Raw genomic sequence first — 13770 nt, 5'->3', positions numbered from 1 at the left:
ACCACCAAGGACCACGGACACCGCCTGACTCGCGATGTCGTCCCTTACGGCATGACACCACCGAGGACCGCGGACACCGCCTGACTCGCGAAGTCGTCCGTGAGCGGCAAACCCCGGAACACCGCCCTGACCCACACCGCCCCGGCCAGCAGATCGACCACCAGCATCGGGTCGACCGACCGCTTCAGCTCGCCCCGCCGTACCGCACGCTCGAAGACCTGACGCTCCCGCGCGAACCGGTCGGCGAAGAACCGGTGCGCGTCCAGTTCGGGATGGCGTACGGCGGCGCCGAGCGCGGCCACCGCGATGTCCCTGGCCGGCGGCTGGGTGAGCAGCCGCCTGATCCCCTCCACGAGCGCGACGAGATCGCCACGCAGGCTCCCCGTGTCCGGCGCCTCGAACTCCAGCGCCTCCGCCTCCACCAGCGCCGCCCCCAGCAGCGCGGCCTTGGACGGCCACCAGCGGTAGATCGTCGTCTTGTTGACGCCGGACCGCTCTGCCACGCCCTCGACGGTCAAACCGTCATAGCCCTTCTCCGCGACCAGCGACAGCGTCGCGTCGAAGATCTCCTGCTGCTTCCTCGGCGCCATGCGGTCATTTTCTCCCGGCGAACGCCGTGATCACGCCCAGCCCCAGGTACACCACACCGCTGAAGAGCCGCATCGCCCTGGCCCTCCTCACGAGGCGGGCCCCGAGCGCCCCGGCGGTGAACGCGTACACCAGGTCGGAGAGCACCCCCAGCACCAGCAGCGTGACGCCGAACACCACGATCTGGAGCGCCGGCGACCCCGCCGCCGGCTTCACGAACTGCGGCAGCAACGCCAGGAAGAACAGCGTGACCTTGGGGTTGAGCAGGTTCACCACGACGCCTTCGAGGAACACCTTGCCGAGCGGCTGCGGCGGCCGCGGCACCTCGGACTCGGCCTGCTCCTTGGAGGTGAGCGCGCGTACCCCCAGATAGACGAGGTAGGCGACCCCTGCCCACTTGACGATCCCGAACAGCGTCGCGGACCTCGTGATCAGGTACGAGAGCCCGGCGGCGGCCGCCGCGATGTGCACCAGCGTGCCGGTCTCCACGCCGAACGCGCTGGCCAGCCCCGCCGCCCGGCCCTGGGAAAGGCCCCTGGCGGTGATGTAGAGGTGGTTCGGACCAGGGATGAGCACCAGCGCGAGCGAGGCGCCCACGAAGAGCACGTACGTGGACCAAGGGATCATGAAATATAAGCGTAAAGCGGCTTTGGCTCGCTGTTGAGAGCCAATCGGGTACCCCGTTCACGGACCAATCGGAATGTCGGCCAGGCGTGGCATAGTTGCTGCCGTGAAGGGTCTCCTGGTCGGGCGCGCTGCTGAGCTGGCGAGACTCGCGCGCGTGCTCGAATCCGCCGCCCACGGCACCGCCGAGGTGGCGCTCGTCGGCGGCGACGCCGGCATCGGCAAGACCCGGCTGGTGTCCGAGCTGGTCGCCGAGGCCCGCTCCTGCGGCTTCAACGTGCTGGTCGGGCAGTGCGCCGAGCTCGGCGACACACTGCCCTACCTCCCGCTCGCCGACGCCCTGCGCGGAGCCGAGCCCGCCGTCCGCGAGGCGGCCGCCGCTCATCCTCTGCTCGGCCAGCTGCTGCCGGGCATGGAGAGCGCGCCTTCGGCCGGGCTCACGCAGCAGCGGCTGTTCGGCTCGCTGCTGGGGCTGCTGGCCGAGGTCCAGCCGGTGCTGTTCGTGATCGAAGACCTGCACTGGGCCGACCGCTCGACCCGTGACCTCCTGGTGTTCCTGAGCCGCATGGTGCAGAGCGAGCGCGTGTGCGTCGTCGGCACCTACCGCACCGACGACCTGCACCGCCGTCACCCCCTGCGGTCGGTGCTGGCCGAGCTGAAGCGCCTGCCCAGCGTCACCCACCTGGAGCTGGGCCCCCTCGACTCCGGAGAAATGTCCGACTACATCACGACCTTGGGTGAGGTGGACGCTCAGGAGCTCGGCGTGATCGTCACCCGCGCCGGCGGCAACCCGTTCTATGCCGAGGAGCTGTTCGCCGCCGTGGCCGAGGGCGACACCCTGCCCGACGGGCTGGCCAGCCTGCTGATGTCCCGGGTCGAGGTGCTGTCCGAGCCCGGTCAGCGGGTGCTGCGCGCCGCCGCGGTCGCCGGCCGCCGCGTCGAGGACGAGCTGCTGCGCGAGGTCTCCGGGCTCCCGCTGGCCGACTTCGAGGAGGCCGTACGCGAGATCGTCTCGCGCGGCCTGCTCCGCGTCGACGGCTACGGTTACGCCTTCCGGCACGCTCTGCTGCAGGAAGCCGCCTACACCGACCTGCTGCCCGGAGAGCGCAGCCGACTGCACGCCGACTTCGCGCGACTGCTCACCTCGCCCGCGGAGCTCGCCCACCACCACCTGGCCGGCCACGACCTGGCGGGGGCCCTGGCGGCCTCGGCGAAGGCCGGCCGACTGGCCGAGCGCCTGGGCGCGCCCGCCGAAGCCCACAGCCACTACGACCGGGCCCTGAGCCTGTGGGATCGAGTCCCCGACGCCGCCGAGCTCGCCGGTGAGGACCGGGCCGCGCTGGCCTTCCGCAGCGCGGTCATGGCGGCCGACAGCGGCGACAACCACCGCGCCGTCCAGCAGCTGCGCGCCCTGCCCCCGACCTCCGAGGTCAACGAGCGGCTCGCCTACTACCTCGTCGAGCTCGACGACCAGGACGGCGCCATCGCCGCGGCCCAACGCGCCGTCGAAGCCGCCGCCGACCAGCCCACCCTCGCCCGAGCCCTGGCCACCCTTGCCCGCACGATCACCTGGTCCGCCCGCCACGCCGAAGCCGAGGACATCGCCCGCCGCGCCATCGAGACGGCCAGAGCCGCCGGCGCCCGCGACGCCGAAGCGGGCGCCCTGCTCACCCTGGCCCTGCACGCCGAGCACGAAGGCGACATGGCCCGGGCCCTCACGCTCGCCCAGACCGCCTCCGCCGCGAACACCGGCCACCTGGCCATGGACCTGCGCGCCCGCTTCCACCACGCCCGCCTCCACTACGAGCAGGGCCTGCTCGCCGAGGCGGCCGAGGTCGCCGACGCGGGCATCCAGCTGGCGGTCGAAACCGGCCTCAACTGGAGCACCTACGGCACCGACCTGCGCTTCCTCCGCTTCCTGATCCACTACGTGGCCGGCGAATGGGACGAAGCCGAGGCCACCGCCGCCGGCTTCGGCGCCCGCGTCGGCACGCTGCCGGAGGCGGTCCTGTCGTCGTTCGCCCTGTTCGTCGAGGTCGCCCGCGGCCTGCCCGCCGTCGAGGGCCGCCTCAACTGGCTGCGCCCGTTCTGGTCCGACCTGCTCGTCGCCTACATGTCCCGAGGCATGGCCGCCGAACACGCCCTCTGGAACAACGACCCCGCCCTCGCCCTCGAACACGTAGAGGCCGCCATGGCCACCCTCGAACCCGGCGAAACGGGCACCCTGCGCGTCGCCGCCATCGGCCTGTGGGCCCTCGCCGACCTAGGCCAGGTGGAGGGAGCGGACGACCTCCTCAACCGCGTCCGCTTCGCCGTCGAATCCGGCCCAGTGGGCGACCGCGGCCCCATGGGCCCAGAAGGCCAAGCCTGGGCCCTGCGCGCGGAGGCCGAATGGCACCGCGTCCACGGCCGCCTCGACGTGGAGCTGTGGCGGCGCGTGGTGGCGGCATTCGACTTCGGCTTCGTCTACGAGGCGGCCCGCGCCCGCTGGCGCCTCGCGGAGGCCCTACTGGCAGCAGGCGCCCGTACGGAAGCCCAGGCCGAGTGGGACCTGGCCCGCGAGGCAGCCGGCAAACTCCGCGCCACGCCCCTGGAAAACGCCCTGAGCGACTTCGCCCGCCGAGCCCGCTTCACCACCGGCGGGCATGGCGACGGGGGACTGACGGCGCGGGAGACCGAGGTGCTGCGACTGGTGGCGGAGGGGTTGACGAACCGGGAGATCGCGGAACGGCTGTTCATCGCGCAGAAGACGGTGAGCGTGCACGTGTCCAACATCCTGGGCAAGCTGGAGGTCGCTACGCGCACACAGGCAGCGGCGGAGGCCCGGACACGCGCACTGCTGTAGCCCAAAGGCCTAGCGTGCTGCTCTTGCCCAATGGCCCTGCGTGCCGCTCTAGCCCCATGCCCTCGCGCGGCTGCACTGGGCTAATGACAGAGCCCCACGGCCAGCGCGGGGTTCTGCCATTGAGGCCGCTTGATCTCAACGCCCACTCGTTGAGCGAGCGGGGCTCAGACCCTGCTTCCCGCCGCAAGATCGCGGACCACCTCAATGAGCTCCGCCGGGTCGAACGGCTTGGTGAGATAGGCGTCGACGCCGATCCCTCGCCCCCGCCTCTTGTCATCGTCCTGCGCCCGCGCCGTGATCAACACGACCTTGATGTGGCTGGTCGCCTCATCGGTACGCAGCCTCTGCGCCGTCACCCAGCCGTCAAGAAACGGCATCATCACGTCAAGCGTGATGACATCGGGCATGACATCGAGCACCCGCTCGAGACAGTCCTGCCCATCGGTGGCGGTGGCGACTTCGAACCCTTCCAGGCTCAAGTTCACCGCGATCAACTGACGGATGACCTCGTCATCGTCCACGACCAGTACCCTGCCAAGAACCTCGCCCACGGCCGCAAAGCTACCTGTAGTGGCGCGGTCACGTGGGGTTTTCCTCGGATGTGTGGCTGGACCTTTATCGTGGTGCGGAGTGGTGGCCCGATACTGGTAGCCTTATCACTCGTTGAGCCCCCTTAGCTCAGGGGATAGAGCACCGGCCTCCGGAGCCGGGTGCGTAGGTTCGAATCCTACAGGGGGCACTCGATCTTGAGCAGCGATTCAGGTCGCTGACCAGGGCAAACATCGCAGGTACGGGCGGGCCTCCAGTCTCACGGAGTCCCGCCCGTTCTCGTTGACGCTCGCAGGTTGTGGACCAGTTGTGGACCATGATCGGGTTTCCGTCTATGCCAACGTTTGTCTGCCGACTTCAAGCGAGCGTCGATCAGTAAGTGCGGTCGCCCGAATGAGGCTCTTCTCCACGCTCTCTTGCAGCGCCTGCCTACGGCGGCCGCAGCGCTTGGGCCGCCAGCTGGCCGCGCTGCAGCTCTTCGGCCGGTCGCGGTCAGCGCGTCCCACGTCGCACGATTCCCGCGTGGACCTGGTAATTCCATGACCTTGCCGGGTAAGCCCCTCTCGAACTTCGGAGACACGCAGGGACTGGACAAATTTTGCGTATGATCTTTCTAGGGGTAGATGTCGGGACTTCTCCAGATGAGGGCAACGTGGACCAGCGACTGTCTGACCTTGCGCGTTCTTCCGTGAACTTCGGGCATTTGTTCAGCCATAGCCCCCTCCTTGCCCTCTATGGCGCCCAGGCCGAAGCCATCGTGTTCACCGACTCGAACGCCGCCCTCGTTCACACGCGCCAGTTCGGCGAGGTACTGGCCGAAGTGCTGCTCACGCGGGCAGGGCTGAGGGTCGCCGGGGACAAGCAGGTCCACCGAGTTCAGGCCCTAGCGAATGCAGGCTTGGTGCCATCGAACATCCGCACGGGGTTCGACACCCTGCGGCAGGTTGGCAACCACGCGACGCACCGCCACATGTTCGACACGACGCGGGCTCTTCAGGGGATCCGAGTCGCTTGGGAGCTCGGGACGTGGCTAAACCGGACTCTGACCGGGGACCGCACGGTTACCGCGTTCGTGCCACCAGTGGCCCCGGTCGTCGTCGATCCTGCCGAGGTTGCCGCACTACAGGAGGCGCTGGAGGCAGATCGCGCGGCGCTCGCCGAATCGCAGCTACGACTCAGCGAAATCTCTGATCTGTTCCAGGAGCGCGAGCGCGCACGAGTGATCGCTGACTCCATGGTCAACGAGGCGAATGCCCGCCACGAAGCGCTCCGAGCGGATAATGAGGCGCTCCTTGCGGAGATGGCCAGGCTGCGAGGGGCCCAGGAAGGATCTTTCAAGGCGCATAAGGCCGCGCCGAAGCGGGTTTCGGCTCTCGATCGTGCCACTCTCGTCGACCGCGCGCTACGCCCGGCCCCGCTGAATGAAGCGCAGGCCCGACGCGTTATCGATCAGCAGCTAGCTGAAGCGGGGTGGCTGGTTCAGGATATGAGGGAACTCAACCCGATCGCCGGCCGTGGTGTCGCTGTCAGGGAGTTCCGTCTCGCATCGGGCTCGGCCGACTACGTGCTCTACGTGGACGGAAAGATCGTTGGGGTGATCGAGGCAAAGCGTGAGGGGGAAACCCTCAGCGCGGCTCAGGCCCAGAACGCACGATACGCCGCAGGCACTCTTAAAGAGCATGCTCTCGCGGTATGGCACAAGGACGAGCCTCTCGTCTTCCGCTACGCATCCACCGGCGCCGAGACCGTGTTCCTCAATCGGCTGGACCCGGAAGCCCGCAGCCGAGAGGTCTTCTCCTTCCACCGGCCGGAGACCATCTCAGGATGGATGAGAGAGGCCGACGAGTTCCCGGAGACCCCGACCTATCGTGCCCGGCTCAAGCACCTGCCCGCTCTAGAGACCAGCGGGCTCCGACCAGCTCAAATCGACGCGGTCACCGGACTGGAGACGTCCCTCGGGCTCGACATGCCGCGTGCTCTCATCCAGATGGCGACCGGCGCAGGAAAGACGTTCACTTCAGTTACCGAGGCATACAGGCTGCTCAAGCACGGCAAGGCGCGCCGCGTCCTGTTCCTTGTGGACCGGAACAACCTCGGCCGCCAGGCCCTCGCCGAGTTCCGCAATTACGTAACCCCGGACGACGGCCGGAAGTTCAACGAGCTCTACAACGTGGAACGACTGGCCGGGGACTGCATCCAAGACTCCTCAAGCGTACTGATTTGCACGGTCCAGAAGATGTACGCGCTGCTGCGCGGCGAAGTCGTCGTCAACAACGACGCAGAGGACGACGCAGCCGAAGACAGCGATGCCGACTACGAGACCGATGCCCCAGTAGCCGTCGGTTACAACCCGCGCGTGCCACCGGAGTCCTTCGACCTGATCGTGGTGGACGAGTGCCACCGCTCGATCTACGGATTATGGCGCGGCGTGCTCGACTACTTCGACGCCCATATTGTCGGGCTGACCGCGACGCCGACCAAGCAGACCCTGGGGTTCTTCAACCAGAACCTTGTCTCGCAGTACACCTACGAAATGGCTGTAGCCGACGGCGTCAATGTGGACTTCGACGTGGTCCGCCTCTCGACCAAGGTCGGCGAGGAAGGGTCCCTCATTGAGGAGGGCACCACGGTCAGGGTGCGGAACCGCGCGACCCGCGCACAGCGGCTGGAGCAGCTCGACAGTGATTTCGTCTACGGCAAGCAGCAACTCGGCCGGAACGTCATCGCCGAGGACCACATCCGTACCGTCCTCACCACCTACCGAGACAACTGGCAGCGGTGGTTCCCCGACCGTCAAGTACTGCCCAAGACGCTCGTCTTCGCGGCGACCGACGATCATGCCGAAGACGTGCTGACCATCGCCAAGCAGGTCTTCAGCGTAGGCGATGAGTTCGCCACAAAGATCACGTACAAGGTTCGCAAAGCCGGGAAAAACCCGGACGACCTGATCAACGATCTCCGGCAGGACGCGCGACTCCGTCTTGCGGTGACGGTCGACATGATTGCAACGGGGACGGACGTACGAGCGCTGGAGTGCGTCATCTTCCTGAGGGCCGTCCGTAGCGCGGTCCTTTTCGAGCAGATGAAGGGGCGAGGATCAAGGACGCTAGACTCCGACGAGCTGCGTGAAGTCACCCCCGACGCGCCGGAAGACATCGCCAAGACCCGATTCATCCTGCTCGATGCGGCGGGCGTAACCGATTCACCCAAAGTGGACTCCAAGCCACTGATGTCAGCGACCGACAAGCAGATCAGCTTGGAGACGCTCCTCAAGAAGTGCGCGACCAGAGCCATCAACCTCACCGAGGCCGCAGCCCTCGCTGGCCGACTGGCCCGGCTCAACCAGCAGATCACTCCCGAAGAACGCGAGGAGCTAGCGACTGTCGGCAACGGCATGACGATCACAGCGCTCGCCCGCGCGATCGTAAGGGCGATCGACCCCGATGAGCAAGAGAAAGCCCGCGAGAGCGGTGGAAAGGCGGCTGCGCGAGTACTCGTAGAGGATGCGATCGCACCGCTCACCGGGAACCCCGCATATCGGGAACGAATCCTGGAAATCCGTCGCGACCATGACATCACTTATGACGCGACGACCAAGGACGAGATCCGCACCTTCGTCGAAGTGCCCCGCGAGGAGCGCGCGGGTTCCACAGTCGAGTCGTGGCATGCATACCTGGAGAAGCACCGCGACGAGATCACCGCGATCCAAGTTCTGAGCAAGAGCCGCGGTGGCGGACGCGACGCGCTCGCCAAGCTAAAGGCACTCGCCGCCAAGATCAAGCGACCGCCACACGCCTGGACCCCTATCGTACTGTGGGACGCTTACGAGACTCTTGGTCGGGCAGCAGACTCGCCTCTAGGCAACGCAGAGGTGCCCGATCTGGTCAGTCTCATCCGGTACGAGCTCGGGCTGGACTCTGACCTCAAGCCCTACCGTAGCGTCGTTGAAGAGCGATTCGCGGCGTGGCTGCTTCGCCAGGAGCAGGCCGGAACGGCGTTCACCCCGGATCAGCGATGGTGGTTGGAGCGGATCAAGGATGAGATCGCTATTGGCGTTGGCATCACAGTCGAGGCCATCAAGGGCGTAACCTTTACACCGCGCGGCGGTCAGGCTGGTCTCGTTCGAGACTTCGGCGGCCGGGACCGTGCCCGTGAACTGATCGACGAGATGGATCGAGAGCTGGCTTGAACGAGGCACTGCCGGACGGGTGGGTATGGACGACTCTCGACAAGGTAGCCCTGATACAAGGCGGAATCCAGAAGCAACAGAAACGTCGCCCCGTTCATAACCGATATCCCTTCCTGCGCGTAGCGAATATCGGCCGAGGGTCGCTCGATCTCGATGTGATCCACGAGATAGAACTTTTCGACGGCGAACTCGATCGATTTATGCTCGAATTTGGCGACCTGCTAGTGGTCGAAGGCAATGGCAGTGCCGATCAGCTCGGGCGAGCAGCCATGTGGCGCAACGAAATCCAAAAATGCGTTCACCAGAATCATCTTATCCGCGTTCGCCCAAGTTCATTGCTTGATCCGTCGTTCTTGCAGTATCTATGGAACAGTCCAGTGGTCACTCAGCAGCTGCGACGGGTCGCAAGCTCGACAAGCGGCCTGCATACGCTGAGTACAGCAAAGCTCAAACGAATTGAGATTCCGCTTCCACCTTTTGCTGAGCAACTCCGCATCGTCGAGATCCTCGAAGACCACCTTTCTCGACTTGATGCGGCTAATCGTTACATCGCTAGAGTTCGCCAATCTACAACCTCGTTTGATAAAACACAGCGTCGCGAGCTTCTCGACCCGTGGCTCTCATCGACCCGGAAGCTTAAAACACTTCTAGCCTCGCGCCTTATTAATGGTCGATCGGTTCCCACAGACGACGATGGCTTCCCTGTCCTCCGCCTCACTGCGATCAAGAACAGGGTCCTAGACCTTTCGGCACGGAAGGGTGGGTCGTGGCAGAGAGAAGATGCCACGCCGTTCCTAGTTGAGCGCGGCGACTTCATGGTGAGTAGAGGGAATGGCTCCCTACGCCTGGTCGGGCGCGGGGCTCTCGCCGTTGATGACCCCGATCCGGTTGCTTTCCCGGATACGATGATCCGCGTACGGCCGAATTTGGATGTCGTTGATCCTGAGTTCCTGGCTTTTGTATGGGACTCGCAAACTGTACGTCGCCAGATTGAGGCCGCTGCGCGGACAACCGCAGGAATCTACAAGATCAATCAGAGCATCCTTGAAGCGCTTGACATTCCGATACCTCCACTCGATGTACAGGCTCGCATAGTTGGAGCCGCCCTGGATCACTTTACAGTGATAGAGCGGTTGATGGAGGAAGCCGCCATGGCACAGAAGCGATCCGAGCACCTTAGACGCTCCCTCCTAGTGGAAGCTTTCACAGGAAGGCTGGCCCAGCAAGACTCGGCCGATGAACCAGCCATGGAAATTCTCAAGCGAACCGAGACGGAGCATTACAGCCGACCGAAGAGTCTTCGCTCTCGTAAATCCGGTCCGAACAAGACTACACTTCCACCGCCGAAGATCACAGTTGTGCCAACTGGCACGCAGGAAGAGCTAGCGCTGTGACCATTGACACGCCTTCCAGCACGACCGCCACAGTCCAGGCTGAGACAAACTCTCTCGTCTCAAAGCTCTGGAACTACTGCACAGTTCTTCGCGATGACGGACTTTCCACGATTGATTACGTGGAGCAGCTTTCTTACATGCTCTTTTTGAAGATCGCCGACGAGCAGTATCAAAGCGACCTATCCGAAGAGCCAAAGCGGATTGTTCCAGAGCACTTGGACTGGTCGTCTCTAATCGCAAAGAAGGGCGAAGAGCTAGAAGCCCACTACCGGACCGTCCTCGTAGAGTTGGCGAAAAACCCGCACACCAACCTCGGGACGATCTTCGCTAAGGCTCAGAACAAAATTACCGATCCGGCAAAACTCCAAAAACTCGCCGTTGAACTGATCGGAAAACAGGAGTGGGCTGCTGCCGGGGTCGACATCAAGGGCGACGCCTACGAAGGCCTGCTGGCCAAGGGCGCTGAGGATGTCAAGACCGGCGCTGGCCAATACTTCACGCCTCGCCCACTGATCGACGCGATCATTGACGCCGTACGCCCGACCCCGGATGACACGATTCTGGACCCTGCATGCGGCACCGGCGGGTTCCTCATTGCGGCCCACGCCCACATCGCTCGCGAGTACGCCGGACGCATGACGAAGGCCCAGCAAGATCACCTTTCGTCGAGCGCCATTCGGGGCGTCGAGTTGGTTCCAGGGACCGCGCGCCTCGCCGCCATGAACATGCTTCTTCATGGCATTGGTACGAGCGACGGACCTTCGCTGATCGACGTCCGTGATGCTCTGGCCAAGCAGCCAACCGGCGATGAGCGGGTTTCGCTCGTGCTCGCCAATCCGCCATTCGGTAGGAAGTCCTCCATCACCGTCTACGGCACCGACGGCAGGCTGGACAAGGAGGACATCTCCTACGACCGGACCGACTTCCGTTCTACAACGACGAACAAGCAGCTTAACTTCCTCCAGCACATCATGTCCGCACTCAAGGTCGATGGCCGTGCGGCAGTCGTCCTGCCAGACAACGTGCTTTTCGAGGGCGGGGCCGGTGAGGCAATCCGACGGCGACTGCTCCAGGATTTCGACGTCCACACCTTGTTGCGTCTACCCACCGGCATCTTCTACGCCGGTGGCGTGAAGGCAAACGTTCTGTTTTTCGACAAGAAGGCCCCCCGAGCTGACAAGAAGCCGTGCACCTCCAAACTGTGGGTCTACGACTTCCGGGTAGGCCAGCACTTCACCCTTAAGACCAGGCAGCTCCGACGCCATCACCTGGACGACTTCGTTACCGCATACCTGCCGGGGAAGTCACGTAAAGGCCGGGTAGCGACCGAGCGTTTTGCAGCGTACGACGTTGCCGACCTCCTCAAGCGCGACAAGGTAAACCTGGACATCACGTGGCTCAAGGATCCGACTCTAGAAGACTCAGACAGCCTGCTTCCCCCAGCCGTGATCGCACGCGAAATCGTCGATGACCTGCAAGCAGCGCTCAACGAGTTCGCCGCGATCGCCGAGGCTCTGGGCGAGCCGGTGGACGACACGTCGGCGCCTGAGGTTTGATTCGCTGCCGCGCCGTTCCCGGTGCTCGGGCTTAGCGGCCCTGCACTCCGGGTCGGCTGCCATCGAATGACGTGGTGACCAGATGCGGCGAGCTGAGTGGGACATCCCCGGATGATCAATCGGACCGAGTGAGCCCATCGCTGCGTTTCAGCAAGTCAGACCATATGAGCATCCGTTTCAGCCCGCGCTCGCCTAATGTGTGTGTTGTTCATAGCGAGTGCTCATTGATGCCGTGACGATCGCTGACTGGACAACTCGGCCTAACAGATATGGCGACCCAAGGCCCGTCCTCCATCGGGCCCTGGCCGGGTTCTCCAGTCGCGGATCGAGGACCCCGTCCTCGCTAACCCTCCCGCTTGAGCGCGTAGTTCAGATTCCTTCCGATATGAACTTGGTCATGTTTCAAGGGCGGCCTCGATTCGGAGATTGATCTCGCTGTCGCGCCCGTCGAGGCACTTGGCGTACCGCTTGAGGAGGACTTCCACGCTGTTGCCGGCGCGCTCCGCCACCACGGTCGCGTCGACACCTGCGTTGAGCCACGTGGACAGGGCGGCATGGCGGAGATCGTAAGGCTTTCCAGCGAGCGGCGAGGCGACCTGCTGTGGGGTCAGCGCGAAACGGCGGGCCTCTTCCCAGGCCCGTGAGTAAGTCGAAGCGCCGAGAACGCCACCACGTTCGTTGCGGAACAGCCGTCCGTCTGGGGCCATGCCGAACTCTCGGAGGTGATCTCGCAGGATGCGAACCAGTTCGGGCGGGATCGGCACCGGTCGAACCTCGCGTTCCTCCCTCTGCTTGAGCCCGCGCTGGTCGTGTACCGTCCCGCTGTCGGTCCATTGCTTGCCGCTGCTTGGGCGGGTGACTTCGAGAGTGAGCAACCCCCATCCCTCTTGCGGTAGAAGGCAATCGCTTTCTCGGAGCCCGATGGCCTCGGCTGGACGGAGGCCGGCGAAGTACAGCGTGGCGAAGAACGCCACGAGGCGGCGTCCTCGCGCACGATGCCAGCTGCCAACGTAGGAAAGGCTTACGAGGAGTTCGCGGGCCTGGACGGGGTTGACCACGCATCGCCGGTCAACAGTGTTGTCTCTTGCTACCTTCTTCTGCTTGACGCGCTTGAGAGAGTTCTCGTCCAGCTCGCCGAGGTCGATCGCGTATTCAAGAGCGGTGTTGAGGCCGCGCCGCCGACGGGCCGTCGTGTCGGCCGCCGCCCGTTTGCCGTCGCGTGTGAGCGTGAGTTCCTCGCAGACGTTGCGCACCACGATGGGGTCTGCGAGATCGCTCACGTTAACGGTGCCCTTCTGGAGGAGGCGAACGGCGTAGCTGAGATGTGGCGGCGCCACCTCGTCTTCCTGGCGCGGTAGGAGGGCCCACTGCATCGCGGCTCTGATTTCTTTCTTGGAAAGTTTGGCAGCCTCGTCGGCCAGGAGGGCGAATGTGGCTACCGTGAGGCTGTCCACGATGGCCTCACGGGTCTTGGCGGCGGCACCCTTCCACCGCATGCGCACGTACTTCCTGCAAAAGTCGTACCAGCTCAGAGCCGCCTTCTCCGTCTTGGTCATGGAAGCAGGTAGGCCGGTGAGCGTGTCGAAAGGTTCACCCCTCTTGGCGGCCTTGAGCAGGTCGGCGCGGAAGCTGTCGGCAAGTGCCTTGGTCAGGAACGCCTTAGACTTCGGCTCAGTGCCGACCTTCCATCGAAGCTGGTACGGCTTGGCGCGGCCCTTGCGGTTGCGGATGCTCCAGATCACGACGTCGTGAGTCTGCATGTCGCCCCTTCCTAGGCTGCGGTCTGCTCGAAGGTGGTGAGCCAGGCGTCCAGGTCGCAGCGGCGGACCTTGCGCTTGCCGTTGGGGAGCTTCAGGGACCTCGGGCCGCGGCCGGTGTGCAGCCAGCGGTAGAAGGTGGACTTCGGGACGTCGATCTCGTCGAGGACTTCGGCGATGGTGAGCAGGGTCTTGGGACGCGTTGTCATGGTGGTGCTTGCCTTTCGGGCATCGTGATCGGTGCTGGGTGATGCCTCGGCGGTTGTGC

9 protein-coding genes and 1 tRNA gene are annotated in these 13770 nt (G+C 64.7%); 5 read left to right on the top strand and 5 right to left on the bottom strand.

Annotation, left to right across the window (positions count from 1 at the left end; genetic code table 11):
• Positions 1 to 44: 44 nt before the first annotated feature.
• The gene (locus AB0H88_RS23025; RefSeq protein ID WP_357647548.1) at positions 45 to 590 is read right to left on the bottom strand and encodes a TetR/AcrR family transcriptional regulator; all 546 of its coding nucleotides are present in this window, start codon (positions 588 to 590) and stop codon (positions 45 to 47) included.
• A 4-nt stretch (positions 591 to 594) separates the two neighbouring features.
• Complete coding sequence (locus AB0H88_RS23020) at positions 595 to 1215, bottom strand: LysE family translocator (RefSeq protein WP_357647546.1); 621 nt, start codon at positions 1213 to 1215, stop codon at positions 595 to 597.
• Between the two features lie 103 nt (positions 1216 to 1318).
• On the opposite strand from AB0H88_RS23020, the gene AB0H88_RS23015 reads away from it, so the two are divergent.
• Positions 1319 to 4057, top strand: coding sequence for an AAA family ATPase (locus AB0H88_RS23015; protein WP_357647544.1), 2739 nt, complete (start codon positions 1319 to 1321; stop codon positions 4055 to 4057).
• Between the two features lie 164 nt (positions 4058 to 4221).
• Here the strand turns inward: AB0H88_RS23015 and AB0H88_RS23010 are convergent, their stop codons facing one another.
• The gene (locus AB0H88_RS23010) at positions 4222 to 4608 is read right to left on the bottom strand and encodes a response regulator (RefSeq protein ID WP_357647542.1); all 387 of its coding nucleotides are present in this window, start codon (positions 4606 to 4608) and stop codon (positions 4222 to 4224) included.
• 116 nt (positions 4609 to 4724) lie between these two features.
• Between AB0H88_RS23010 and AB0H88_RS23005 the strand changes: the two genes are divergently transcribed.
• The 4 genes from AB0H88_RS23005 to AB0H88_RS22990 all read left to right on the top strand — a co-directional run bounded on the left by AB0H88_RS23005 (position 4725) and on the right by AB0H88_RS22990 (position 11745).
• Positions 4725 to 4796 (top strand) — tRNA-Arg (locus AB0H88_RS23005).
• A 462-nt stretch (positions 4797 to 5258) separates the two neighbouring features.
• Positions 5259 to 8795 carry a DEAD/DEAH box helicase family protein gene (locus AB0H88_RS23000; protein WP_357647540.1) on the top strand — a complete coding sequence of 1179 codons (3537 nt, stop codon included), beginning with the start codon at positions 5259 to 5261 and terminating at the stop codon, positions 8793 to 8795.
• Positions 8792 to 10189: a restriction endonuclease subunit S gene (locus tag AB0H88_RS22995; protein ID WP_357647538.1), complete on the top strand. Its 1398-nt coding sequence runs from the start codon at positions 8792 to 8794 to the stop codon at positions 10187 to 10189. Before AB0H88_RS23000 ends, AB0H88_RS22995 begins: the two co-directional genes overlap by 4 nt.
• Complete coding sequence (locus tag AB0H88_RS22990) at positions 10186 to 11745, top strand: class I SAM-dependent DNA methyltransferase (protein ID WP_357647536.1); 1560 nt, start codon at positions 10186 to 10188, stop codon at positions 11743 to 11745. The genes AB0H88_RS22995 and AB0H88_RS22990 overlap by 4 nt, the downstream gene beginning before the upstream one ends.
• 395 nt (positions 11746 to 12140) lie before the next feature.
• Here AB0H88_RS22990 and AB0H88_RS22985 read toward each other — a convergent pair whose 3' ends face one another.
• Positions 12141 to 13505, bottom strand: coding sequence for a site-specific integrase (locus tag AB0H88_RS22985; protein ID WP_357647534.1), 1365 nt, complete (start codon positions 13503 to 13505; stop codon positions 12141 to 12143).
• A gap of 11 nt (positions 13506 to 13516) precedes the next feature.
• On the bottom strand, positions 13517 to 13711 hold the full coding sequence (locus AB0H88_RS22980; protein ID WP_189138696.1) for a helix-turn-helix domain-containing protein: 195 nt from the start codon (positions 13709 to 13711) through the stop codon (positions 13517 to 13519).
• Positions 13712 to 13770: the final 59 nt, after the last annotated feature.

The organism is Nonomuraea sp. NPDC050680, from assembly GCF_040654555.1.
In the GTDB taxonomy this organism is placed as follows: domain Bacteria; phylum Actinomycetota; class Actinomycetes; order Streptosporangiales; family Streptosporangiaceae; genus Nonomuraea.
The sequence above is the reverse complement of the archived record's forward strand: the minus strand, read 5'-3'. Positions and strand labels throughout refer to the sequence as shown.

Bases quoted from the DNA above. Each gene is read 5' to 3' on its own strand.
- AB0H88_RS23025 (WP_357647548.1), bottom strand. From the start codon at position 590: ATGGCGCCGAGGAAGCAGCAGGAGATCTTCGACGCGACGCTGTCGCTG.
- AB0H88_RS22985 (WP_357647534.1), bottom strand. From the start codon at position 13,505: ATGCAGACTCACGACGTCGTGATCTGGAGCATCCGCAACCGCAAGGGC.
- AB0H88_RS23020 (WP_357647546.1), bottom strand. From the start codon at position 1,215: ATGATCCCTTGGTCCACGTACGTGCTCTTCGTGGGCGCCTCGCTCGCG.
- AB0H88_RS22980 (WP_189138696.1), bottom strand. From the start codon at position 13,711: ATGACAACGCGTCCCAAGACCCTGCTCACCATCGCCGAAGTCCTCGAC.